19 protein-coding genes and 1 tRNA gene are annotated in these 21,857 nt (G+C 73.3%); 6 read left to right on the forward strand and 14 right to left on the reverse strand.

Annotated elements, in window-relative coordinates; translation table 11 throughout:
• Positions 1–3: 3 nt before the first annotated feature.
• From ehuD to ehuB, 3 genes are read right to left on the reverse strand one after another with little or no spacing between them, the layout of a single operon-like run.
• Positions 4–654 (reverse strand): ectoine/hydroxyectoine ABC transporter permease subunit EhuD, encoded by a 651-nt coding sequence (gene ehuD, locus ACWCRJ_RS16620; RefSeq protein WP_334658450.1) that lies wholly within the window; start codon positions 652–654, stop codon positions 4–6.
• A complete protein-coding gene (gene ehuC, locus ACWCRJ_RS16625; RefSeq protein WP_450939947.1) occupies positions 651–1,559 on the reverse strand; it encodes an ectoine/hydroxyectoine ABC transporter permease subunit EhuC in 909 nt (302 codons plus the stop codon). Before ehuC ends, ehuD begins: the two co-directional genes overlap by 4 nt.
• Positions 1,556–2,491: an ectoine/hydroxyectoine ABC transporter substrate-binding protein EhuB gene (gene ehuB, locus ACWCRJ_RS16630; protein WP_450939948.1), complete on the reverse strand. Its 936-nt coding sequence runs from the start codon at positions 2,489–2,491 to the stop codon at positions 1,556–1,558. Before ehuB ends, ehuC begins: the two co-directional genes overlap by 4 nt.
• Before the next feature lie 122 nt (positions 2,492–2,613).
• On the opposite strand from ehuB, the gene ACWCRJ_RS16635 reads away from it, so the two are divergent.
• Positions 2,614–3,120, forward strand: coding sequence for a DUF3830 family protein (locus tag ACWCRJ_RS16635; protein WP_450939949.1), 507 nt, complete (start codon positions 2,614–2,616; stop codon positions 3,118–3,120).
• Between the two features lie 254 nt (positions 3,121–3,374).
• On the opposite strand, the gene ACWCRJ_RS16640 is transcribed toward ACWCRJ_RS16635, so the two are convergent.
• Together ACWCRJ_RS16640 and ACWCRJ_RS16645 are read right to left on the reverse strand one after the other, a co-directional pair.
• Positions 3,375–4,775, reverse strand: coding sequence for an amidase (locus tag ACWCRJ_RS16640; RefSeq protein ID WP_450939950.1), 1,401 nt, complete (start codon positions 4,773–4,775; stop codon positions 3,375–3,377).
• Between the two features lie 20 nt (positions 4,776–4,795).
• Complete coding sequence (locus tag ACWCRJ_RS16645; RefSeq protein WP_450939951.1) at positions 4,796–5,755, reverse strand: D-2-hydroxyacid dehydrogenase; 960 nt, start codon at positions 5,753–5,755, stop codon at positions 4,796–4,798.
• A 164-nt stretch (positions 5,756–5,919) separates the two neighbouring features.
• Here ACWCRJ_RS16645 and ACWCRJ_RS16650 point away from each other — a divergent pair, with 164 nt between their 5' ends.
• From ACWCRJ_RS16650 to ACWCRJ_RS16660, 3 genes are all read left to right on the forward strand, one after another.
• A complete protein-coding gene (locus ACWCRJ_RS16650) occupies positions 5,920–6,729 on the forward strand; it encodes a maleate cis-trans isomerase family protein (protein WP_450939975.1) in 810 nt (269 codons plus the stop codon).
• Entirely contained in the window at positions 6,726–7,457 is a 732-nt protein-coding gene (locus tag ACWCRJ_RS16655; protein WP_450939952.1) for a maleate cis-trans isomerase family protein, read from the forward strand. Before ACWCRJ_RS16650 ends, ACWCRJ_RS16655 begins: the two co-directional genes overlap by 4 nt.
• 237 nt (positions 7,458–7,694) lie before the next feature.
• On the forward strand, positions 7,695–8,837 hold the full coding sequence (locus tag ACWCRJ_RS16660; protein ID WP_450939953.1) for an LLM class flavin-dependent oxidoreductase: 1,143 nt from the start codon (positions 7,695–7,697) through the stop codon (positions 8,835–8,837).
• Here ACWCRJ_RS16660 and ACWCRJ_RS16665 read toward each other — a convergent pair.
• The gene (locus ACWCRJ_RS16665) at positions 8,828–10,708 is read right to left on the reverse strand and encodes a putative bifunctional diguanylate cyclase/phosphodiesterase (protein WP_450939954.1); all 1,881 of its coding nucleotides are present in this window, start codon (positions 10,706–10,708) and stop codon (positions 8,828–8,830) included. The genes ACWCRJ_RS16660 and ACWCRJ_RS16665 overlap by 10 nt on opposite strands.
• Positions 10,709–11,094: 386 nt before the next feature.
• Here ACWCRJ_RS16665 and ACWCRJ_RS16670 point away from each other — a divergent pair, with 386 nt between their 5' ends.
• On the forward strand, positions 11,095–12,465 hold the full coding sequence (locus ACWCRJ_RS16670) for a M6 family metalloprotease domain-containing protein (protein WP_450939955.1): 1,371 nt from the start codon (positions 11,095–11,097) through the stop codon (positions 12,463–12,465).
• 104 nt (positions 12,466–12,569) lie between these two features.
• On the opposite strand, the gene ACWCRJ_RS16675 is transcribed toward ACWCRJ_RS16670, so the two are convergent.
• From ACWCRJ_RS16675 to ACWCRJ_RS16705, 7 genes are all read right to left on the reverse strand, one after another.
• Positions 12,570–12,643, reverse strand: a tRNA-Lys gene (locus tag ACWCRJ_RS16675).
• Positions 12,634–13,311, reverse strand: a complete 678-nt coding sequence (locus ACWCRJ_RS16680; protein WP_450939956.1) for a bifunctional DNA primase/polymerase — start codon at positions 13,309–13,311, stop codon at positions 12,634–12,636. The genes ACWCRJ_RS16675 and ACWCRJ_RS16680 overlap by 10 nt, the downstream gene beginning before the upstream one ends.
• A gap of 336 nt (positions 13,312–13,647) precedes the next feature.
• Positions 13,648–14,010, reverse strand: a complete 363-nt coding sequence (locus ACWCRJ_RS16685) for a hypothetical protein (protein ID WP_020115524.1) — start codon at positions 14,008–14,010, stop codon at positions 13,648–13,650.
• A 197-nt stretch (positions 14,011–14,207) separates the two neighbouring features.
• On the reverse strand, positions 14,208–15,551 hold the full coding sequence (locus ACWCRJ_RS16690; RefSeq protein WP_450939957.1) for an AAA family ATPase: 1,344 nt from the start codon (positions 15,549–15,551) through the stop codon (positions 14,208–14,210).
• Positions 15,548–17,164 carry a hypothetical protein gene (locus ACWCRJ_RS16695; protein WP_450939958.1) on the reverse strand — a complete coding sequence of 539 codons (1,617 nt, stop codon included), beginning with the start codon at positions 17,162–17,164 and terminating at the stop codon, positions 15,548–15,550. The genes ACWCRJ_RS16690 and ACWCRJ_RS16695 overlap by 4 nt, the downstream gene beginning before the upstream one ends.
• Positions 17,155–18,318 carry a hypothetical protein gene (locus ACWCRJ_RS16700; protein ID WP_450939959.1) on the reverse strand — a complete coding sequence of 388 codons (1,164 nt, stop codon included), beginning with the start codon at positions 18,316–18,318 and terminating at the stop codon, positions 17,155–17,157. Before ACWCRJ_RS16700 ends, ACWCRJ_RS16695 begins: the two co-directional genes overlap by 10 nt.
• The gene (locus ACWCRJ_RS16705; protein WP_450939960.1) at positions 18,269–19,300 is read right to left on the reverse strand and encodes a phosphatase PAP2 family protein; all 1,032 of its coding nucleotides are present in this window, start codon (positions 19,298–19,300) and stop codon (positions 18,269–18,271) included. Before ACWCRJ_RS16705 ends, ACWCRJ_RS16700 begins: the two co-directional genes overlap by 50 nt.
• A 202-nt stretch (positions 19,301–19,502) precedes the next feature.
• Between ACWCRJ_RS16705 and ACWCRJ_RS16710 the strand changes: the two genes are divergently transcribed.
• Positions 19,503–20,102 (forward strand): histidine phosphatase family protein, encoded by a 600-nt coding sequence (locus ACWCRJ_RS16710; protein ID WP_450939961.1) that lies wholly within the window; start codon positions 19,503–19,505, stop codon positions 20,100–20,102.
• A 26-nt stretch (positions 20,103–20,128) separates the two neighbouring features.
• Here the strand turns inward: ACWCRJ_RS16710 and ACWCRJ_RS16715 are convergent, their stop codons facing one another.
• A complete protein-coding gene (locus ACWCRJ_RS16715; protein WP_450939962.1) occupies positions 20,129–21,640 on the reverse strand; it encodes a hypothetical protein in 1,512 nt (503 codons plus the stop codon).
• Positions 21,641–21,857 lie beyond the last annotated feature (217 nt).

Raw genomic sequence — 21,857 nt, forward strand, 5'->3', positions numbered from 1 at the left:
GTGTCAGCGGACAAGACGACGCTCCAGGGCTCGCAGGAGGAGGGAGGCGGGGTAGGCGATGACGATGAAGGCGATGCCGACGGTCACGATGGCCTCGTTCATCTGGAAGGTCCGGGAGCCGAACTGGCGGGCCTCGCCGAGCATCTCCAGCACGCCGATGGTCATGAGCATCGGCGAGTCCTTCAGCATCGCGATGACGTAGTTGCCGAGGGCGGGCACGACCCGGCGCAGCGCCTGCGGCAGGATCACCGCGGTCCAGGTGCGCGAGCGCGGCAGGCTGAGCGCGGTCGCCGCCTCCCACTGGCCGGCGGGCACACCGTCGATTCCGGCGCGGTACACCTCGGCGGTGTACGTCGAGTAGTGCAGCCCGAGACCGAGCACGCCGGTGGCCAGCGCGGACAGGGTCAGGCCCCACTCGGGCAGCACGTAGAAGAGGAAGAACAGCTGCACCAGCAGCGGGGTGTTGCGGATGAACTCCGTGACCGCCTTGACCGGCCAGCGCACCGCCTTCAGCGACGAGCGCTGGGCGAGGGCCCAGACCAGGCCGAGGGAGAAGGCGAGCAGCGCACCCCACAGCAGGGCTTGCAGGGTGACCAGTACGCCGTCGCGGAAGGCCGGCATGAAGTCGCCCAGCGTGGACCAGTTCCATGTCATGAGGCACCTCCGGGAGCCGACGTCTTCGAGGCCGCTCCGGCACCACCGGCTGCGGCACCGGCTTCGGCACCACCGGCCGCGGCGCCCGCTCCGGCCAGGTCCTGCGGGCGTCCGGTGACGGCCGCGCGCGGCCCGGGGACGCCCTTGGCGGGGGCCCGGCCGACGCCGGCCTTGGCCCGCCGCTCGACCTGCCGCATCACCCGGGTGATGGCGAAGGCGAGGAGGAAGTACATGACGAGGATCACCGTGTAGACCGGCGCGCTCTGTCCGGTGGCGTTGCGCACCAGCTGCGCGGCGAAGGTCGTGTCGGCGACGCCGAGCACGGACACCAGGGCGGTGCCCTTCAGCAGCTCGATGAGCAGGTTGCAGAACGGCGGCACCATCTCCGGCCAGGCCTGCGGCAGCACGATCTTGCGCATCCGCTGGGCGGGCGTGAAGCTCAGCGCCACCCCCGCCTCGCGCTGCGCCGCCGGCACCGCGGCCACCGCGCCCCGCACGATCTCCGAGCCGTACGCGCCGTAGGTGCAGCCCAGGGTGAGCACGGCGGCCCACATCGGGACGAGCTGCCAGCCGAGGGTCAGCGGCACCACGAAGAACACCCAGATCATCAGGACCAGGGCGGAGGTGCCGCGGAAGATCTCGAAGTACGCGCCCGCCACGAACCGCACGGCCCACAGCCGGTGCTGCCGGGCGAGGCCCACGGCGAAGGCGACGGCGGCGCCGAGGGCCGCGCCGTACACGGTCAGCTGGACGGTGATCCACACACCGCGCAGCAGCAGCTCCCACAGACCCGAGCTGAAGGCGAAGTCGTCGAGGAGCCCGGCGGTGGTCACTTCATGGGCAGGCCCGGCGGTGGTCACCTCGTGGGCGGCGCTCATGTGCGCCGTGTCGTTCAAGGCGCTCATGAGCGGCACTTCTCCTCTGCCCTGATGTCGGTCATCTGGTCCTTCGTGAATCCGAAGGGCCGCATGACCTCCAGCAGCTCCCCGCTCCGCTTCATCTTGTGCAGCTCGCGGTTGAAGGCGTCCCGCAGATTCCGTTCGGGCATGCGGAACGCGAAGCCGCCGACGTCGATGACCGGCTTGCCGTCCACGAGCGGGGTGACCTCGTCGGTCGCCTCCGCCTTCGTGCTCCCGGTCTGCTCGACCACGTTCCGCACGGTGACGGCGGTGCCCGCGAACACGTCGACGCGCCCCTGTTCGACGGCGAGGAGACCGGCCAGCTGGTCCGGCAGGGTGTCGATGTGCTTCACCCCGGCCTCTTTGGCGTAGTCGATCTCCGCGTAGCCGATGCCGGTCGCCATCCGGGCGCCGGTGCGGGCGATGTCGGCGTAGGTGCGCAGCTTCTTCGGGTTCCCCTTGGGCACGATGAAGGCGTCCTTCATCTGGTACTCCGGGTCCGCGAAGAGCACCTGGTCACAGCGCTCCGGGTTGATGTACATGCCGGCGGCGACCACGTCGTACTGCAGCGAGTTGAGCCCGAAGATCAGCGAACCGAACTCGGTGGGGAACGGTTCGACGTGATCGACGCCCAGTCTGCGGAAGATCCGGGTCGCGATGGCCGGCGCGGAGCCGGTGACCTGGCCGTCCTTGCCTATGTAGCCGTACGGCTGCTCACCGGCGATGCCGAGCCGTACGGTGCCCTTCGCGCGCAGCTGCTGCAGGAGCTGCCCGCCGTCGCCGGTGTCCGCGGTGGCCACCCGGCTGCATCCACTGCTCGCGCCCACCACCGCGCCCGTGCCGACCAGGGCGGCGGTGCCGGTGAGCAGGGTGCGGCGGGGGATGCCGGGTCTGCTGGGATGTCGGCTTTTCCTGTCGTGTGTGTGCAATCGAGCCATGGCCGCGCGGCTACCCGAGGCGGCAGGGGGTATGCCAGGTCTTTTCCGGTCCTTCACGCGCGGGTTGAAGCCCGGGATACCGGGCAGGCGCGGGGCGGGTGTGTCGACGCGAGGAGGCGGCGGTGGCGGGACCGGCGGAACGGCACATCGAGATCGCGCTCGACCGGCGCGGGGTCCGCTGCACGGCCCTGCTGCTCGACGACCGCGCGCCGATCACCTGTGCCGCGGTGTGGGACGCGCTGCCCCTGACCGGCGACGTCTACCACGCCAAGTACGCCCGCAACGAGATCTACGCCCTCTTCCCGCCCTTCGCCGACCGCGAGCCGCCGCTGGAGAACCCCACGGTCACGCCCATCCCGGGCGACCTCTGCTACTTCTCCTTCGCCGGCACGGAACTGGCCACCGGCGCCTACGGCTACGACCGCGACGTCCGCCCCGACGCGACCCTCGTCGACCTGGCCCTCTTCTACGAACGCAACAACCTGCTGCTGAACGGGGACGTGGGGTGGGTGCCCGGCATCGTCTGGGGCCAGGTGGTGTCGGGCCTGGAGGAGATGGCGCGGGCGTGCAACGACCTGTGGCGGACGGGGGCGGCGGGGGAGACCCTGTCGTTCAGGCGCGCCTCCTAGCGGCTCGGCGGTGCGGGCTCCTTCGGCGGGTGCGGGCCCGGTGGGGCGTCTCGCGCGGGTCCCCGCGCCCCTGAAAGGCAGGGGCTGCGCCCCGTGCTTTTCAGGGGCGCGCACCGTTGGCGTTCGGACCCGCCGGACCTTTGGCGTTCAGACCCGCCGGACCGTCGGCCTTCAGGCCCGCAGGGCCTGTGTCCTGAGGGGCGCGGGGAACTGCGCGATCAGCCCCACCGGGCCCGCACCCGACAACGCACCCCCTAGAGCCGCGGCGCAGCCACCCCCGCGACCCCCGCCTCGTACAACGCGTGCCCCACCCGCAGCACCAGATCGTCCCGATGTCGAGCCGCCACCACCTGCAGCCCCACCGGCAGTCCACCCCCCTCCACCGCCACCGGCACACTCGCGGCCGGCTGCTGCGTCAGGTTGAACGGGTATGTGAACGGCGTCCAGGCGGTCCACCGGCGCCCCCCGGAGCCCCGCGGCACCTCCACCCCCGCCTCGAACGCGGTCACCGGCAACGTCGGTGTGACCAGCACGTCGTACCGCTCATGGAACGCCCCCATCCGCCGCCCGAGATCCATCCGCACGTCCACCGCGGCCAGATACTCCAGCGCGGACAACCGAGCACCCACGTCCCGGATCTCCCGCAACCCGGGATCCAGCAACGCCCGCTGCTCCGCGCCCATCCGCTGCGTCACCCGCGCCGCCCCGCTGAACCACAGGGTGTGGAACGCCCCGACCGGATCGGAGAAGTCGGGATCGGCCTCGCTGACGTACGCCCCCAGCCCGGCGAGCCCCTCCACGGCCCGCCGCACCGCGCGGGCGACGGCAGGCTGCACCGCGACCTGCCCGCCCAGCGACGCCGAGTACGCCACCCGCAGCCCCCGCACCCCACCGTCGAGCGCGTCCACGAAGGAACCGGAGGGCGGTCCGAGCCCGGACCAGTCCCGCGCGTCGGGCCCGGCGACGACGTCCAGCATCAGCGCGGCGTCGGCCGCGTCCCGGGTCAGCGGCCCCACATGGGACAGCGTGCCGAACGCGCTCGCGGGATACAGCGGCACCCGCCCGTACGTCGGCTTCAGCCCGAACACCCCGCAGAACGCGGCCGGGATACGCACACTGCCGCCCCCGTCCGTGCCCAGCGCCAGCGGCCCGGCCCCGAGCGCGACGGCCGCCGCGGCGCCCCCGCTGGAGCCCCCCGCCGTACGCGAGAGGTCGTACGGATTGCGTGTCACGCCACTGAGGGGTGAGTCGGTGACGCCCTTCCAGCCGAACTCGGGCGTCGTGGTCTTGCCCAGGAAGACCGCCCCCTGTTCCCGCAGCCGGGCCACGGAGGGCGCGTCCTCGTCCCAACTCCCCTCCACCGAGACCGTTCTGGAGCCCCGCAGCGTCGGCCCGCCCCGCACCAGCAGGATGTCCTTCACCGTGACGGGCACCCCGTCCACCGACCCGGCCGGCTCCCCGCGCCGCCAGCGCTCCTCCGACTGCCGCGCCTGCGCGAGGGCGGACCCGGTGTCGATCCGCACGAAGGCGTTCACCTCCGGCTGCACCCGCTCGGCCCGCTCCAGCGCCGCCCGCGCCACCTCCACGGGACTGAACTCGCCCTTGCGGTACCCCTCGACCAGTCGTACGGCGGACAGTTCCGTGAGCTCCGACATCCGGCCCCTCCCAGGGGAGTTCAGTGCCCGGGCACGTACCCGCGCTGCTTGTCGACCACGTTGGGCAGCGGTTTGCCCGCCTCCCACAGCTCGAACAACTCCACGAACTGGGCGCCGAGTTCGTCCCGCCACCCCACCGTGTCCCCGCTCATGTGGGGAGAGACGATCAGCCCCGGCACCTCCCACAGCGGATCGTCCGGTCCCAGCGGCTCCCGCTCGAAGACGTCCAGCGCCGCCCCCGCGATCCACCGCTTGCGCAGCGCCTCGGCGAGCGCGTCCTCCACCACGAGCTGCCCACGCCCCACGTTGACGAACCGCGCGGACGGCTGCATGACCCCGAACCGCCGGGCGTCGAACATGCCGTGCGTCGCCTCCGTCAGCGGCGCGGCCGCGATCACCCAGTCGGCGCGGGCCAGCAGCCGGTCCAACTCCTCCGGCCCGTGCACTCCCGTTCGCGCGGCCCGGCCCACCACGGCCGTGTGGAGGCCGAGGGCCTTGAGGTACCGCGCGATCGCCCGCCCGATCGGCCCGGACCCCACCACACAGGCCCGGCCGCCGGCCACCCGCAGGGCCTCCCGGTGCCGCCACTCCCGCCGCCCCTGCAACTCCCAGCTGCGCGGCAGATCCTTGGCCATGGCGAGGACGAGCGCGGCGACGTACTCGGCGATCGGTGCCTCGAAGATCCCGCGCGCGTTCGTCACCACCGTCTCCTCGTCGGCGACGAGCGCGGGGCCCAGCAGATGGTCGACGCCCGCGCTCGCCGTGTGAACCCAGCGGGGCCGGGGCCCACCGCTCGGCCAGGCGTCCCGCACCGCGAGGGACGCGAAGTCCCACACCAGCAGCACATCGGCGTACGGCAGCCGCTCGGCCAGCGTCGAGGCGTCGGTGTACTCGACGGTGGCCCGCCCGGTGAGCCGCCCGAGCCGGGGACGCGGTTCGGTGTCGAGGACGAGGAGGCGCGGGCGCTGCGACGAAGTCATGGGCGAAGGCAACCCCTCACGATCGAAAGCGGCTCCACCGCACCACGAAGATGCGTGTGACGTGCACTGATTGACCACGCTCGCACCCGAACCTACCTTCGTCAACACGGACTTGCGCACGTTCTGTCGTCCGCACATCTCTCTCCGTGAGGCCGGTGACCGTCATGAACGTCTCCTTCCTCGGTGGGCCCCGGCCGCAGCGCGGCATCGGTGTCATCGCCCCCTTCGACTTCGCCCTCGACCGCGAACTGTGGCGGTGGGTCCCGGACGACGTCTCCCTCCACCTCACCCGGACCCCGTACGTCCCGGTCGAGGTGAGTCTCCACCTGGCCCGCCTGGTCTCCGAGCACGAGACGCTGCACGAGGCGGTCCGCGCCCTGAACGAGGTCGCGCCCGAGATCGTGGCCTACGCCTGCACCAGCGGCAGCTTCGTCGGCGGGGTCGCGGGGGAGCGCGCGATGGGCGAGGCGATGACCCGCGCGGGCGCCGCGCACGCGGTCACCACCTCGGGCGCTCTGCTCACCGCGCTGGCCGAGCTGAACGCGCGCCGCGTCGCCCTCGTCACCCCCTACACCGTCTCGGTCACCCGGTCCCTGGAGGAGTACCTGGCGGAGGCGGGCATCCTGGTCACCGGCCGCGCCTCGCTGGGCCTGGTCCGGCACATCTGGAAGGTCCCCTACCGCGACGTGGTCGCCATGGCCCACCGGGCGGTCCGCGCCACCACCCCGGACGCCCTGTTCATCTCCTGCACCAATCTGCCCACGTATGACGTCATCCCCCAGCTCGAAGCGGAGCTGCGGATGCCGGTGATCTCGGCCAACCAGGTGACGATGTGGGCGGCACTGCGTCATCTGGGTACCCGGGCGGTGGGTCCGTACCAGGCTCTGCTCGACGAGTCGGCCAGGCAGCCGTTCGGTGCGGGGCCTGTTCCGCCACCGCCGGTACTGCCGGAAGAACAGGAAGGTTGGGCATGACCGCACTCGGTTTCCTCTACCCGGGCCACTCCGCCGAGGACGACTATCCGCGCATGGAGCAACTGCTCGGCAGCGACATCCGGGTGGACGTGGTGCACACCGACATCGGCGAGGACGCCCACCGCGTGGACGCCCTGCGTGAGATGGGCGCCCCCGAACGCCTGGCCGTTGGCTGCGAGGCCCTGCGTCTCTCCGGCGCGGAGGCCGTCGTCTGGGCCTGCACGAGCGGCAGTTTCGTCCACGGCTACGAAGGCGCCCACGAGCAGATCCGCGCCCTCGCCCGCGCGGCGGGCCTCCCGGCCTCCTCCACGTCCTTCGCCTTCGCCCACGCGGCACGGGAGGTCGGCGCCACGCGGGTCGCCGTGGCGGCGACCTACCCGGACGACGTGGCGCGCCTCTTCGTCGACTTCCTGGCGGCGGCCGGCGTCGAGGTCCTCTCCGTGCGGGGCGCCGGCATCGTCACGGCGGCGGAGGTGGGCACCTGGGGTCTCGACGAGACCCTCGCCCTCGCCCGCGCGGCCGACCACCCGGAGGCTGAGGCCCTGCTCCTCCCGGACACGGCCCTGCACACCGCCTCCCATCTCCCCACCCTGGAGAAGGAACTCGGCAAACCGGTCCTCACCGCCAACCAGGTCACGGTCTGGGAGGCCCTGAGGCTGGCCGACAGGAGGGTCAACGCACCACGACTGGGCGCGCTGTTCACCAGGGAACCGATCGTGCAGGTATAGCCTCCGGCGGACTCCCGCGCCCCCAAAGGGGCGCGGGGAACTGCGCGAGAACCCCACGGACCCGCGCGTACCCACCCACCCCGCGCGGAGCGCGAAAGGGGGTCGAAGGGGCGCAGCCTCTGGGGATGGGACGGGTAGGGGCGGCGGGGGCGGGGAATAACCGGAGCCATCCTCCTGTTACCCGCCCCGTACCCACGCGCACACCCCGCGACCCCGCACGCCCCAGGAGGCCCCACCGTGACCACAGACGAGATACGGGGCGGAGCCCACGGCACCGCCCCGACCCCCCTCTCCGTCCTGGACCTGGTCACGGTGGGCGCGGGCCGCACCGCCACGGACGCCCTCCGCACCAGCGTCACCCTCGCCCGCCAGGCCGAAGCCCGCGGGTTCCACCGCTACTGGGTCGCCGAGCACCACTCCATGCCGGGCGTGGCCTCCTCCTCGCCCGCCGTGATCCTCGCCCACCTCGCCGCCCACACCACCCGCATCCGCCTCGGCTCGGGCGGCGTGATGCTCCCCAACCACGCCCCCCTGGTCATCGCGGAGCAGTTCGGCACGCTCGAAGCGATGGCCCCCGGCCGCGTCGACCTCGGCCTCGGCCGCGCCCCCGGCACGGACGGCGCCACCGCCGCCGCCCTGCGCCGCTCCGCCCTCCCCCACTCTCGGCTGCGCTCGAGCGGGGGGACCCCCACCCACGAGGGCGCCGACGACTTCCCCGAGCAGCTCGCGGAGCTGACCCGCTTCCTGGACGACGACTTCCCCGACGGTCACCCCTACCGCCGTATCCACGCGGTCCCGGGTCCCGTCCAGAGCACCTCGCCCGGCGGCGTCCAGTCCCCGCACCGCCCCCCGATCTGGCTGCTCGGCTCCTCCGGCTTCAGCGCCCGCCTGGCCGGCTCCCTCGGCCTCCCCTTCGCCTTCGCCCACCACTTCTCCGCGCGGAACACGATCCCGGCGCTCGACCTGTACCGCGAGTCCTTCCGCCCCTCACCGGTCCTCGACGCCCCGTACGCGCTGATCGGCGTCTCCGCCCTCGCCGCCGACGAGGAGAAGGAGGCCCGCCGCCAGGTCCGGGCCGCCGCGCTCAACATGGTCCGCCTGCGCACCGGCCGCCCCGGTCTCGTCCCGACGCCCGAGGAGGCGGAGGCGTACGAGTTCAGCGCGGCCGAACAGGACTTCATCGACTCCTGGAACGCCGACGTCGTCCACGGCACCGTCGACGAGGTCCGCACCCGTCTCGACGACCTGCACAAGCGCACGGGCGCCGACGAGCTGATGCTCACCTCCCACGCCCACAGCCCCGACCTGCGCCTGCGCTCGTACGAACTGATCGCCGACGCCTACGACCTGCCGGGAGCCGGGGGCGCCCCTCAGGCCTGAGGACAGGCCGCGGCCCCCAGCAGTTCCGCGATCCGTTCCGGCGACACCGCGCGGGAGTACAGCCACCCCTGCCCGGTGTCGCAGCCGAGTCTGCGCAGCCGGGAGGCCTGCGCGTCGGTCTCCACGCCCTCCGCCGTGACCGACAGCCCGAGCCGGTGGGCGAGCTGGACGAGCGCCTCGACGATGATCTCGTCGGCGGGGTTGGGCTGCCCGGAGTCCTGGTCGTCCCCCGCGGCGGGGCCCTCCTGCGCGCCCTCGTACTGGAACCCCCGGACGAACGCCCCGTCCAGCTTCAGCACCGACACCGGCAGCCGGCTCAGGTAGGCGAGGTTGGAGTACCCGGTGCCGAAGTCGTCGATGGCGATGCGTACGCCCATGTCGCTGAGGGCCCTGAGCGCCTGGAGGGGGCGCCCGGCGGAGCCCATGAGCGCGGACTCGGTCAGCTCCAGCTGCAGCAGATGCGGGGCGAGGCCGGTCTCCGCGAGGATCTCGGCGACGTCGGCGACCAGGTCGGAGTCCCAGACCTGGCGGACGGCCACGTTCACGCTGACGAAGATCGGCGCCCGGTCGGGGTGGTCGATCTGCCAGCGGCGGGCCTGCCGGCAGGCGGTGGCCAGAATCCACCGCCCGAGCTGGACGATCGAGCCGTCCTCCTCGGCCAGTGAGATGAACCGATTCGGCGTCAGCAGGCCGAACTGCGGGTGATGCCAGCGCACCAGCGCCTCGACCCCGCGCACCTCGCCCTGCGCCATGCCCACCAGCGGCTGGTACTCCAGGACGAACTCGCCCCGCCCGACGGCCGCCCGCAGCGTGGACGACAGGGCCTGACGGGTCATCCGGTGGGCGTTGCGCTCCGGGTCGAACAGCGTCCAGCGGGCCTTGCCGTCGGCCTTCGCCCAGTACAGCGTCGTGTCGGCGGCCTGCATCAGCCCGGTCACCGTCGTGCTCGTCGACTGCCGCTCGACGACCCCGATCGACGCGGAGACGGACAGCCGCTGACCGGCCAGGTCGAAGGGCGCCTGCAGCGCCTTCAGGACCGAGTCGGCCAGGTCGGCGAGCTGCTCCGTGCCGGTGGAGTCCTCCACCAGCAGCGCGAACTCGTCACCGCCGAGTCTGGCCACCAGCGGCGCCCCGGCGGTCGTACCTGCCTTGCGCAGGAGGGCGGCCTCGTCGGCGCACCGGGTGAGCCGCTCGGCGACGGCCGCGAGGAGCCGGTCGCCGACACGGTGGCCGAGGGTGTCGTTGACCGCCTTGAACCCGTCCAGGTCCAGATAGACCAGGCCGATCCGCCCGGTGCCGACCTCGTCGTACACCTCCCGTTCGAGGGCGGCGGAGAGTTGTTCGAAGAAGAGGGTGCGGTTGGGCAGCCGGGTCACCGGGTCGTGCATCTGCAGGTGGCGGAGCCTGGCCTGAAGCTGACGGTTGGCGCTGATGTCGGCGACCGAGAGAAGCACCGCCCGCTCCTCCTCGGGCAGCGGTGCCACCGACACCTGGACCCACAGCCAGGTGCCGTCCGGCTGTTTGAGCCGGCGCGTACAGCGCAGCCGGGCCTGTCGGCCGCGCAGCACCTCGCGGTACGCGTGCCAGGTGCGGGTGTCCGAGGCGAGGTCCACCAGATCGGCGGCGACCCGCCCGGCCAGCGGTTCCGCGCCCGTGCCGAGCAGGGTCCCCATCGCCCCGTTGGCGGTGACGACCAGCCCGTCGCGGTCGACGACGGCCATGGCCAGCGGCGCGACGGAGAAGGCGGCGGGTGTCGTGGGACTCTCCTCCGACGGCCGTGTCGGCTGAGCTGACGCATTGGCGTGACGCTCTGTGATCGCCGGCCGGACGAGGTCTGGCGCGGGCGCCGGCCCTTGGGACGTTCCGCTCACCGTTCGCTCCCGCAGTGCACTCGTTTTCGTACGGATCTCATGTGTCTCGTCGGAGCGGCCGAACCGGTACGTAGGGGCGCTCAAGCCGTGTCCGTGCAGGAAAGTGTGCCGATCATAGAGGTTGCCCCCAAGGCCTTCCAGCCACTCTCCAGTCTCCCTGAACAACGACCAGATCTGACAGATCGTTTCTGCCCCGAGCTGAACGGCTTCCCCGCTCCGTCGACCGCTTGTGACGTTCCGTGAGTGTCCGGGGTGTCGGCCATCAGAGGTCATCCGGCTCCATCTCGCCTCGTCCTCACTCTTCTGGTGCAGACAAACAGGGCAAAGTACTACTAATTCAGAAAATCTGGACGCGGTATCCACAAGATCCGCATCCGGAGGTCTCCGTGCAGCGTCCGCTCCCCTGGAAGGAACTCCTCGGCGACCGGGCGCCCGCTCTGCGCAGTACAGCGGCCATGCTCACCTCCCTCACCGCGCTCGCCGCGACCTCCCTGATCGCGGCCCCCTCCGCCGTGCCGCTGTCGGAGCCGTGCACGCTGCGACGCACCCAGGCGCACCACTCGGAGGGTCTCGACACCTGGAACTCCGCGTATCCGCGCCCCACCCGCGCCCTCGACGCCGTACTCGTATTCTTGTCATTCCCGGACGCGGCCCCTCTCACCACACCGGCCGAGCTGACAGCGGATCACTTTCCGGCCACCAGCGAGTTCTTCGAACGCGCGTCGTACGGCAAGTTCGCGCTCCGCCCCCATCCGCGCCGTGAGTGGCTGGAGATGCCCAGGCCCTCGACGGCGTACGCCATACGACGGGACTGGAACGCGACACACCGGGCCGCCTACCTCAGGGACGCGCTCGCCACGGCCGACCCGCACGTCGACTTCTCCCGCTACGACATCGTGTACTTCGTCGCCGACCCGCACGCGCCCGGTGTCGACTCGGACGCGACGAAGGTGGTCAACCTCGAAACCCCGCTGGACATCGACGGGACGGGCCTTCGCCGGGTCGTCACCGTGTTCGAGCGGCACCCCCCGGACCGTCTCGTCCTCGCCCATGAGACCGGCCATGTCTTCGACCTCCCGGACCTCTATCACCGCCCCGCGGACGGCAAGGGCGACTGGGACACCCATGTCGGTGACTGGGACCTCATGGGCAGTCAGTTCGCCCTCGCCCCGGACCTGTTCGCCTGGCACAAGTGGAAGCTGGGCTGGCTGGAACCGCGCCAGGTGACGTGCGTACGGGGAGCGGGGAGCACCCGGTTGACGCTGGAGGCGGTCGGTGCGGGGCCGAGGGGGGCGTACGAGGGGGAGGCCGAGGGGGGCGGGACGGGCGAAACCGGGGACGGTCAGGTCGTCGGGCGGGCGGGCGGCGGGGCCGGTGGCGGGGTGGCGGCCGGTGTCGGCGCGCGGGCCTTCGGCGCGGGGCGGGGGACGAAGCTGGCGGTCGTCCGAACCGGTCCGGACAGCGTGCTCGCGATCGAGGCGCGGGGGGCGGTCGGCAACGACGGGTCCGTCTGCACGCAGGGCGTCCTCGTCTACCGCATCCGCGGCGGGACCGAGTCGGGCGGCGGTCCCATCGAGGTCCTCGACGCGCATCCGCGCACCGAGGCGTGCTGGGAGGAGTCCGTCTATCCGCCGCTGGCGGACGCGCCGGTGGCGGTGGGCGAGAGCTTCACGGTGCCGGGGGAGGACGTGCGGGTGACGGTGGAGGGGCGCACGGCGACGGGGGCGTGGACGGTGCGGATCACCACAGGGGCATAGGGGGCGGGCACAGGGGGGTGGCGGGTACCGGAGCGTGGGGGAGTGGTAAGTGCCGGAGCGACGAAAGAAGCCCCCCGCTTCCGCGAGGGGCTTCTTTCGTGTCGTGCGCCGCCAGGGACTCGAACCCCGGACCCGCTGATTAAGAGTCAGCTGCTCTAACCAACTGAGCTAGCGGCGCCTGCTGACGTCGTAGACCTTAGCACCCTGATCGGCGGGAGGAAAAATCGATACGCGCACGGTCGCGGAGGCGCTCGCGCGGGCCGCCCGGACGGCCGCCCACAGCACCACCTCGGGCCCCGGAAGCCAAGGTCGGCGGGTGTCCGGGGCGACGAGCCAGCGGGTTCCGAGCCGGCTGATTCCGGGTCCGTCCGGTGCGCCGCCGCAGCCCTCGCCGGGGTCGGTTCCGCCGTCCTCGGAGGCGGTGCGCAGCACGGCGGGGACGGTGACCGCGTCGCCGGTGCCGTGACAGAGGAGGGGCGGGACGGCGCCGGTGCGGCCGGGGGAGCCCCACTCCTCCCACTCCAGCAGGGTGGGAAGCCGTTGGGCGGTGCCGGGGGAGGCGAACAGCAGCATGCGCCCGCGGTAGACGGCGACCGGGCCGGAGCCGGGGCCCTCGTCCCACAGCCGGTCGAGCATGCGCCGCCCGAAGAGCGCCGGCACGCTGACGACATCGAAGACGCTCCCGCACGGCAGCACCACCGGCGCGGACGGCCGCTCCTCCCACAGCGCCAGGGTGCTGCGCGGATACGTTCCTGCCGAGGCCAGCCAAGCCGCCCCGTCCGCCGTGACCCCCGCGACGTCGTCCCCGTCCTGCGGGTACCTGCCCGTCCCCACTCCAGCGCTCATACCTCTAGGTCTACCGCCCGTGAGCGCCCGACCCCGAGCGGTTGCCGGAAACTGGGACGCGAGGTGGGCAAGTGGGGTATCTTGCCCGCCCGGCATATGCCAGACGCTGTTTCGTACCGGCTGCCCCCGCCGCGCGGGCACACCGCGCCCCTCGGGTGCCGGTGCGCGGCACTCCGGCTGTCGACCGCCGACGCGGCGAAGTTCCCGGGTGGCGGGGGGCGGAAGCGGGCGGCGCCCGTCGTGTGCCGGTGCCGGTACGGGGGCACCCCGGGCAACCGGTGTGGGGAACCCTCGCGATCCCCCGCCCCTGTCCCGGAGGGACCGGAGGGACACCGCTCAGAGGGACTCCGGCCCGCTCACGTCCCGCCCCCGCAGCAGCTCCCGCCCGTACTCCACCATCTTCCTGGCGTAGTCCTCGGTCCACTCCGCCCGCTCCGCGATGTCCGCCGAGGTCAGCCGGTCGAACCGCCGGGGGTCCGCCAGCTGGGCCGCCGCGATCGCCTGGAACTCCACGGCCCGGTCCGCCGCCGCCCGGAACGCCTGCGCCAACTCCGTCGCCCGCGACAGCAGGGCCCGCGGATCGTCGATCGACTCCAGATCGAAGAAGTGCTCGGGATCGCCGGCCGCTTCCGCCGGCTCGAAGAGCAGGGGCGCGGGGCGTAGCCGCGGTTCGTTCCGACGCGACGTGGGCTCCGCCATGTCTTCTCCTCCTCGTACGACGGTTCGGTGGGCCGGTCCCCGGGTGTCTCCCGGGTGGAGGGCCACCGTCCATTCTCTCGTGACCGCGCAAGTGGGCACCGACCCTGCCCAGGCTCCCCACCCGCGGCCCCCCACACACCTACGTCCCGCAGGCGCCGCCCCGCTCAGCCCCGCCCGAGCCCGCCCCGGAAAGGGACCTACGGCCGCCAGCCCACCCGGTGCTCCGCCAGCTCCGCCAGCACCGCGTGATTCGCCTCCCACCCGTCCGGGAACTTCACGGTCACCCCCAGCTGCACCGGCTCGGTCGAGGGATGGTCGTCGAGCAGGTCGGTGACGCCCGCCCGGCACACCACGACGCACGCGTGCCGGTGCCGGGAGGCGAGGACGCACAGCCGCCCGGTCTCCAGATGGAACGCCGTCGCGTCGGGCCGCCCCGACAGCGGGTGCAGGACGACCGTGACGTCGTACTCCCGCCCCTGCAGCCGGTTCGCCGTGTCCACGACCACGTCGCGGACGCCCAGCTCGGCCAGCGCGGCGCGCACCGCGGCGGCCTGGTCGCGATGGGCCGTGCCGACGGCGATCCGGTCGGCGGTCAGCGGCACGGGCTCCTCGGATTGTTCGGAGGTGGCCGCCCCGCCCCGGTCGAGGAGCCGCCGTACGACCAGGGCGACCGCACGCACCGCCTCCGGGTCGGTCCGTGGCGTGTGCCGGGCCGGCAGTTCCAGCAGCCCCCACCCCGACTCGGCCGCCTCGTCGATCACCCGGTCCGGACCGGAGCCGTCCGACGGCACCGCGAACCCCAGCCGCCGGTCCCCGTGCCCCGTACCGCTGCGGAAGGGGGTGAACGGATAGAACGCGTCGGACACCAGGGGCGCCGCCGACGCCGGAAGCCGCCACGACACCGGCAACCGGTGCTGGGGCAGCTCGGGGTTGTGGGCCAGCAGCGTCGTCACGGCCGAGGCCGACGGGTCGTACGACAGCCCCGCCCACTGCTCGCTGCCCACGATCGCGAACGGGTCCAGCTGCCCTGGGTCGCCCACGAACAGCGCCCGCTCGAACAGCCCCGCCACGGCCAGCAGCGCGTCCGACCGCATCTGGTACGCCTCGTCGACGATCGCGTGCCGCCACGGCTCGACGCCCTTGACGTGCGCCCACTTCGCCGCCGTGGAGATCACCACGTCCAGCCCGGCCAGCTCGGCCGCCTTCGTCGACTTCCGGACGTTGGCCAGCGTGTCCAGGACCTTGTCGTACGGGTCGCTGTCGCTGCTGTGCAGCCGGCCGACCGGGAGGTCCGGCTGCTTCTCGGCGAGCCGGATCACCAGGTCGTCGACCTGCGCGTTCGTCTGCGCGATCACCATCAGCGGGCGCCCGGCGGAGGCGAGTTCGAGCGCCGCGCGGACGACGAGCGTCGACTTCCCGGCACCGGGCGGAGAGTCGACGACGACACCGCGCGCGTCGCCGTGCAGCGTGTCGCGCAGGATGGCGTCGGTGGCCCGGCCCGCCGCGGCCCCGGGGTCGAGCACGGCCTCGGTGGGGGTCACAGGACGTCCTCCTCGGTCACCGGGTCCGGCAGCGGCACGGCGCCGGGCTCACCCGGCGGCCCGCCGTGCGTCCACGGTGTCTCCTCCGGGTCCGGCAGCTTCGCCCCGCCCCGCTGGTCGTGCTCGAACAGGGTGAAACAGAGCGCGTCCCCCTTCTCGGGGACCGACCCCGCCTCCGGCTCCTTGCCCCGCCCCATCTTGTCCATGATCCGCAGCACCAGCAGTCCGCCGTCCGGGCCCTCGCCCTCCGCGTCCGTCTCGTACCCCACGAACTCGGCCGTCTGCGGCTTCCCGCCCAGCGAGCGGTACACCTTCACGCGCTCCCCGAGATGCGGCCGGTCCTCGGTCCGTACGGTGACCAGCGGCCGAGGGCTCGGCCGCTTGCCCTCGCCGTATGCCATCACGACATCCGTGACCTCACCGGCGAACGCCTCCCCGGCCAGCCGCCGCCCGGCCATGACCAGGGGGTCGTCCAGCGCCTCCTGGGCGTCGAGCCGGGCCTGTTCCCGCTCGCGCGCGGCCAGTTTGTTCGCCGCCGTGACCGCGTCGTCGATCCGGGGCTGCGGGGGTTCCCCGGCGACGACACGGTCCCGGTGGCCGGTGAAGGACCAGCGGTCGCGGGTCCACCGGTCGGCCGCGTGGGCACCCTCCGGCAGGGCGCGCAGCAGGTCGAGGCCGTGCCAGACCGCGTCCCAGGTGGGCCGGGTGCGGCTCTCCACCAGGGCGCGGATCTCCCGCTCGGCGGCGGTCAGCGCGCCCAGCCGGTCGTCGGCCTCCAGACCGTCCTCGGCGGCGGACAGCGCGAGCCGTGCCCGGTCGTACCGCTCGATCGCCGGGGCCAGCAGTCTGTTGTCGAACGCCGGGTCGGTCGCCGGTCCGGCGGGCGGGCACAGCAACTGGCCCTCGGCGTCCCGCGCCAGCTCGGCCCGCCGCGCCGCCGCCTCGCCCGACTCGCCCTCCGGGGGGTCGATCCAGGCGAGCAGCGATCCCAGGTGCTGGTCCTCCACGCCCGACTGACCGGTCGCGTAGTGCCGCGACAGCAGGTCGGTCAGCGCGAGCAGCAGCGAGGAGCCCGGCACCCGCGCGCGCTCCCCGAAGTGGGTGAGCCACCGCCCGAGCAGTGGCACGCGTGGCGGCGCCGGATGGGGAGCCTCCGGGTCCTGCTCGGCGGTGCGCCGGAACCGCATGGAGCGCCCGAGGAGCCGTACGAGGTCGATGCCCGTCCGGCTCGGCAGGATCAACTGCGGGGCGTCCGCGCACAGTTCGACCTCGACCTTGACCCGCTTGCCGGTCTCCGGGTCGGTCTCGCTGCGTTCGGCGGACTCCACGACGTCGGCGTACGAGTCCACGTACGGCAGCACGATGTCCGCCAGCTCGGCCAGGAACGCGAATCGCAGGTCGCGATCGCGGGGCTGGGGCACCACCAGCAGCCGGGGCGCGTCCCGGTCGGTGCCCACGAGCGCGCCGAGCGGGGCCCCGGCCTCACCGGCGGTGGTGAGCGGCACGAGGACCAGGGGCCGGTCCGACAGATGCCGGTGCAGGACGGTGGCCGTGGGCTGGGCGCGGCCCGAGCTGACGGCTTCGAGGCGGGCGAGGGTGGCGATCAGCGACACGCGGCGCCCTCCCGTGCCACGCCCGCGGTGCCGAGCGCCTCCGCCCGCAGCTCCGCCGCCCGGCGCAGCGCCGCCACGGCGGGGTCGTCCGGGTCGCCGGCCCTGCCGTGGGCCGCCGCCAGGACCTCGTCGACCGTCGTGAGGCCGCCCAGCTCGGCGCGCGCGGCCCGGCCCAGGGAGGTCACCGCGCCCTCCGCACGGGAGCGGTCCCGGCAGTGGAAGGCCAGCTCGCAGGCGGCGAGACACTCGGGGGCGTAGGTGGCGGACAGCGCCTCGACGGCCGTCGTCAGCCGCTCGCGCGGGAGGTCCGTGGCGAAGCAGGTGCCCTCGGGGAGGGTGTCCGCGATCTCCTCGATCCGGGTCAGCCGCGTCAACTGGCGGCGGGTGACGGCCCGCTGCTTGCGGATGTCCACCGCGGCGGCCGTCGGGAGGTTGGAGAAGTCCTTGGGGCAGACCAGCAGCACCCGGTGGCGGACCTCGGGCGCGGGGGCGCCCTCGCGGGTCGCGCCGCCGAGCCGGGCGGCGACCTCCTCCAGGGCCAGCACGTACACCGCGGACTGGCGGGCCGCCGCGCCCACCTTCGCCGCGTCCGCCGAACCGTCCAGCATCGGGAAGGACTTGATCTCCACGACCGACCAGGTGCCGTCGGGGTGGACCACCACCGCGTCCGGCTCCAGGAACGCGGGCGTGCCCGCGACGTCGAGCGCGAGCATCGGGTGGTCGAGCAGCGTCCAGCCGCCGGTGTCGGTGGCCTCGCGCAGCGCCAGGGCCGTGCGGGCGGCGCGGCCCTCGGGGCCCACGGCCGTGAGGTCGGGGACCGAGGCCGAGGCCGGAGGCTCGGCGCCGGGGTCCAGTCTCTCGTGCACCAGCCGCAGCAGCTCCGCGCCGCCGTCCGCCTTGACGCGGGCCTCGAAGGCGTTGCCCCGCATGAAGGCGAACTGGGACTGGCCGAAGGCGGAGGGCGAGCCGAGCGCGTCGGCCAGCACCGCCTTGTTCACCCCGGCGCCGTCCAGCAGCGCGCGGCGCTCACAGCCCGGGTTGGCCGCGAGCGCGGCGAGGGCGCGTGCGTCCAGCGCCTTGGGAGGGACCTCGGGGCCGCGCAGCTCAGCGAGCCGCTGCCGCAGCGCCGTCCCCTGCTTCCGCGGGGACGGCACCCGGCTCGGGCTCGATGATCCGCTGCCGTGGAATTCGCTCACCCGGGGAAGTCTGGCACTCCCCACTGACAATGGGGGAGACCGAGCCCCGCGAGGCGGCGGTGGCGGGAGTGACGGGCGCCTCCGCGGGGCGTCCGCCGGGGCCGCCGAACCGGTCCTCGGCCGCCGCCGCGAGTCCGAGCGCCGCCCGGCACCGGTCCGCGGTCCGCAGCACCAGCGGTGTCAGCAGCAGACCCGCGCCCATCACGGCGGCGCCCGCCACCGCGTCGAGGAAATAGTGGTTCGCGGTGCCCATCACCACGATCGTGGTGATCAGCGGGTACGCGACGGCCGCCGTACGCACCAGGCGCGAGCCGCTCCCGAAGCGCCACAGGATCACCCCGCACCACAGGGCCCAGCCGACGTGCAGGCTCGGCATCGCCGCGTACTGGTTGGTCATGCCGCCCAGACCCCGGGGCGCGCTGGCCTCGCCGCCCCACCAGCCCCACGCGCTGTACTGGGCCATCGTGTCGACGAAGCCGTGGGAGGGGGCCAGCAGCCGGGGCGGGCAGGTGGGGAGCAGGGTGAAGCCGATGAGACCGATGAAGGTGGAGGTCAGCAGCCAGGTGCGGGCCGCGCGGTAGCGCACGGTGCGGGACCGGAACAGCCAGACCAGGAGCGCGGGCGTGACCAGGTAGTGCAGCGAGGCGTACCAGAAGTCGGCGGGTATCCCGATCCAGGGCTCCCGGGTGAACAGGCGGTTCAGCGGGTGCTCGGCGTTCAGCCACAGGGCCTTCTCGATCCGCAGGATCGACAGACCGTGGTCGACGGCGTGGGCGGTGTCACCCCGCGCGAGGAGCCGGCCGGCCGAGTAGGCCCCGTACACCAGCAGGATCAGCGGCAGCTCGGTCCACCAGCGGGGGCGCGCGGTCGCCGCCTCCTCGGTAACCGGTGCACCGGTCCTTCTGTCAACCGGTGCCTCGGTCGCCTCGGTCTGCGGCATCCGACGTCTCCCCCATCTGCGTGCCTCGGTGGTCACCTGCGTGCGGTGTTCATTCATATGTGGTTCGGCTGTGGCCCTTGTGCAAGACGATGTCCAAGACGCAGAGATCGCCTCCCGGGTTGCCCCCCGACAGCGTGAGCGATGATGGACGCATCCGCCTCCCCATTCTTCCTTCTCGCGGAAGGAAGCCGAAAGGTCGCTCATGGCACCGCGCATCCTGCTGGCCCGACACGGACAGACGGAATGGTCCCTGCTCGGGAAGCACACCGGCAGGACGGACATCCCGCTCCTCGAAGAGGGCCGGCGCGGTGCCAAGCTCCTCGGGGAGCGCCTGCACCGGGCACCCCTGGACGGGCTGCCCGGTGTCGACGTCAGGACGAGTCCCCTCTCCCGCGCGCGTGAGACCTGCGATCTGGCGGGCTTCGGCGACCGCGCCACCGAGTGGGACACGCTGATGGAGGTGGACTACGGGGCGTACGAGGGGCTGACCCCCGCCGAGATCCAGGCCTTCCGGCCCGGCTGGCTCATGTGGCGCGACGGTGTTCCCGAGGGGGAGACCCTGGAACAGCTCTCCGCGCGCGCGGACGAGGTGGTCGCGTGGGCGCGTTCCGCCGAACGCGACGTCCTCGTCTTCGCCCACGGGCACGTCCTGCGCTCCATAGCCGCGCGCTGGCTGGGCCTCGACCTCACCTTCGCCGCCCGGGTCCGCCTCAGCCCCACGTCCCTGTCGGTCCTCGGCTGGGCCTACGGCGACCCGGCGATCGAGTCCTGGAACGACACCGGGCACCTGGCGGGCCACTGACGGACCCCGGCGGCACGGGCGGCCTGCTACGCCGTCCGCGCGACACCCGCGTGGCGTTCCAGGAACGCCGACACCCCCGCGGCCCGGCGGTGCGGCAGGAGCACCCGGGCCGTGCCCGCCAGCATCTGCTGGACGCGGGAGGACTGGACCTCGTCGAGGAGGTCCAGGACCCGCATGCCGGCCGCCGCGGCCTCGTCGGGCCGGCCCCCGCGCGCGAGGTCGTCGGCGAGTTCGGCCGTGTAGAGCGCGATGTTCCGGGTGAAGTGCGGGTTCTGCAGACCGGCCGCCCGGCGCGCGTGCCGGGCCGCCCGGGGCCAGTCGCCCAGCGTGGACCAGCACTGCGCCTCCAGGCCCTCCAGCTCGGCCTCCCCGTAGAAGCTCATCCACTCCGGGTCGGCCTCGGCGGCCCCCCGTCCGTACAGGGCGTGCGCCCGGGCCAGCGCCTGCTCGCACCCGGTGCGGTCGGCGAGCCCCGCCCAGCCGCCCGCCTCCCGCAGCGCCAGCAGGGACATCAGCCGGGGCGACCCGAGCGGCCGGGCGACCCGCTGCGCGGCCTGCGCCGCCCGTACCGCCTCGCGCGGCCGGCCCGCGTCGCGCGCGAGGAACGCCGTGTTGCAGAACGCGTGCGCCTCCAGGCCCGGATCCCCCGACATCCGGGCCGTCGCGAGCGCCTCCGCGTAGTGCGAGCGGGCGTCGTCGAAGCGCCCCGAGTCGTGGGCCAACCAGCCCACGGAGATGGCCAGTTCCCCCGCCCCCGCGTACAGCCGGTCGGCGGTGGCCTGCCGGGTGGTGCCCGCGTCGAGCAGTGCGTACGCCGCCCGCAGCGGTGCCGAGGCCCTGCGGTACAGCCCGTCGGCCCCGTGCCGGTCGTCCAGCAGCCGGATCTTGCGCACGGCGGCTTCGAGGGCCCCCGCCTCCCCCGTGCCCGCCCGGTGGACGGGGCGGTCGGCGGCCGAGGCCGCGCCCCCCAGGGTGAAGGGGCCGAGCGAGGCGGCCGCCATCGCGGCGGTACCCCCGGTCATGAATGCGCGACGTTGCACGTCGCTCTCCTCGTGGTTCCGGTACGTGTGCTGCGAGCCCCGCCGGCCGCGCACATAGCCCGTGTCGCCCCGCGGGTCCTGCATGTCGTACATCTCTTGCGTGTCATACGGCTCGTACGTCCCTTCCGTCTCACCCCTCACCGCGGGTGCGGGGTGGGAGCGGCTCTCGTTGCGAGGGGAGGGCGCTTCCTCGGCGGGGCGCGCCCCCCGACCGCGTACCTCCGCGCGGGGCGCGAACCCCAGGTCGGTGAGTGTCCGGCCGGGGAACATGTGCAGGAACACCCGTTCGTAGGCGTAGTTGGGGCAGCGGATCTCGCCCGACTCGACCCGCCCGACGTAACGCGCGTCACAGCTCACCCGCTCGCCGATCTCCAGCGCGGCCCGCCGTACCGCCGAGGCGAACTCGCCCGGCGAACGCTGCCCGCGCAGCCGTCTGAAGGCGAGGTTCGGCCGCTGTGGCCGGGGGAACTGGGACGAGGTCACCGATGACGACGTCATGGCCGGGCCCTCTCTCGCGAACCGTCGAACCATGCCGGATTCAGTAGGACTTGTGTGCGTGCTGCACGGTTGGTTCCGCTGTGTCCGGCGGGGCAAGAACGTACCCGCCCGATCGAGGCCCCCACGCGAGGTTTGGCTACAAACCGGATATCTCATCCTGGATATGCCATGAACTGCCATCCTTTGCGGCGCAGTTTCGCCGTAGCCGTTGACGGGG

This window comes from Streptomyces sp. NPDC002324 (assembly GCF_053593335.1).

Coding starts and splice junctions, on each gene's coding strand:
- ehuC (WP_450939947.1), bottom strand. CDS start 1,559: ATGAGCGCCTTGAACGACACGGCGCACATGAGCGCCGCCCACGAGGTG.
- ACWCRJ_RS16655 (WP_450939952.1), top strand. CDS start 6,726: ATGACCGCACTCGGTTTCCTCTACCCGGGCCACTCCGCCGAGGACGAC.
- ACWCRJ_RS16640 (WP_450939950.1), bottom strand. CDS start 4,775: ATGTCGGAGCTCACGGAACTGTCCGCCGTACGACTGGTCGAGGGGTAC.
- ACWCRJ_RS16715 (WP_450939962.1), bottom strand. CDS start 21,640: ATGACGTCGTCATCGGTGACCTCGTCCCAGTTCCCCCGGCCACAGCGG.
- ACWCRJ_RS16705 (WP_450939960.1), bottom strand. CDS start 19,300: ATGCCGCAGACCGAGGCGACCGAGGCACCGGTTGACAGAAGGACCGGT.
- ACWCRJ_RS16710 (WP_450939961.1), top strand. CDS start 19,503: ATGGCACCGCGCATCCTGCTGGCCCGACACGGACAGACGGAATGGTCC.
- ACWCRJ_RS16645 (WP_450939951.1), bottom strand. CDS start 5,755: ATGACTTCGTCGCAGCGCCCGCGCCTCCTCGTCCTCGACACCGAACCG.
- ehuB (WP_450939948.1), bottom strand. CDS start 2,491: ATGGCTCGATTGCACACACACGACAGGAAAAGCCGACATCCCAGCAGA.
- ACWCRJ_RS16685 (WP_020115524.1), bottom strand. CDS start 14,010: ATGGCGGAGCCCACGTCGCGTCGGAACGAACCGCGGCTACGCCCCGCG.
- ACWCRJ_RS16680 (WP_450939956.1), bottom strand. CDS start 13,311: ATGAGCGCTGGAGTGGGGACGGGCAGGTACCCGCAGGACGGGGACGAC.
- ehuD (WP_334658450.1), bottom strand. CDS start 654: ATGACATGGAACTGGTCCACGCTGGGCGACTTCATGCCGGCCTTCCGC.
- ACWCRJ_RS16650 (WP_450939975.1), top strand. CDS start 5,920: ATGAACGTCTCCTTCCTCGGTGGGCCCCGGCCGCAGCGCGGCATCGGT.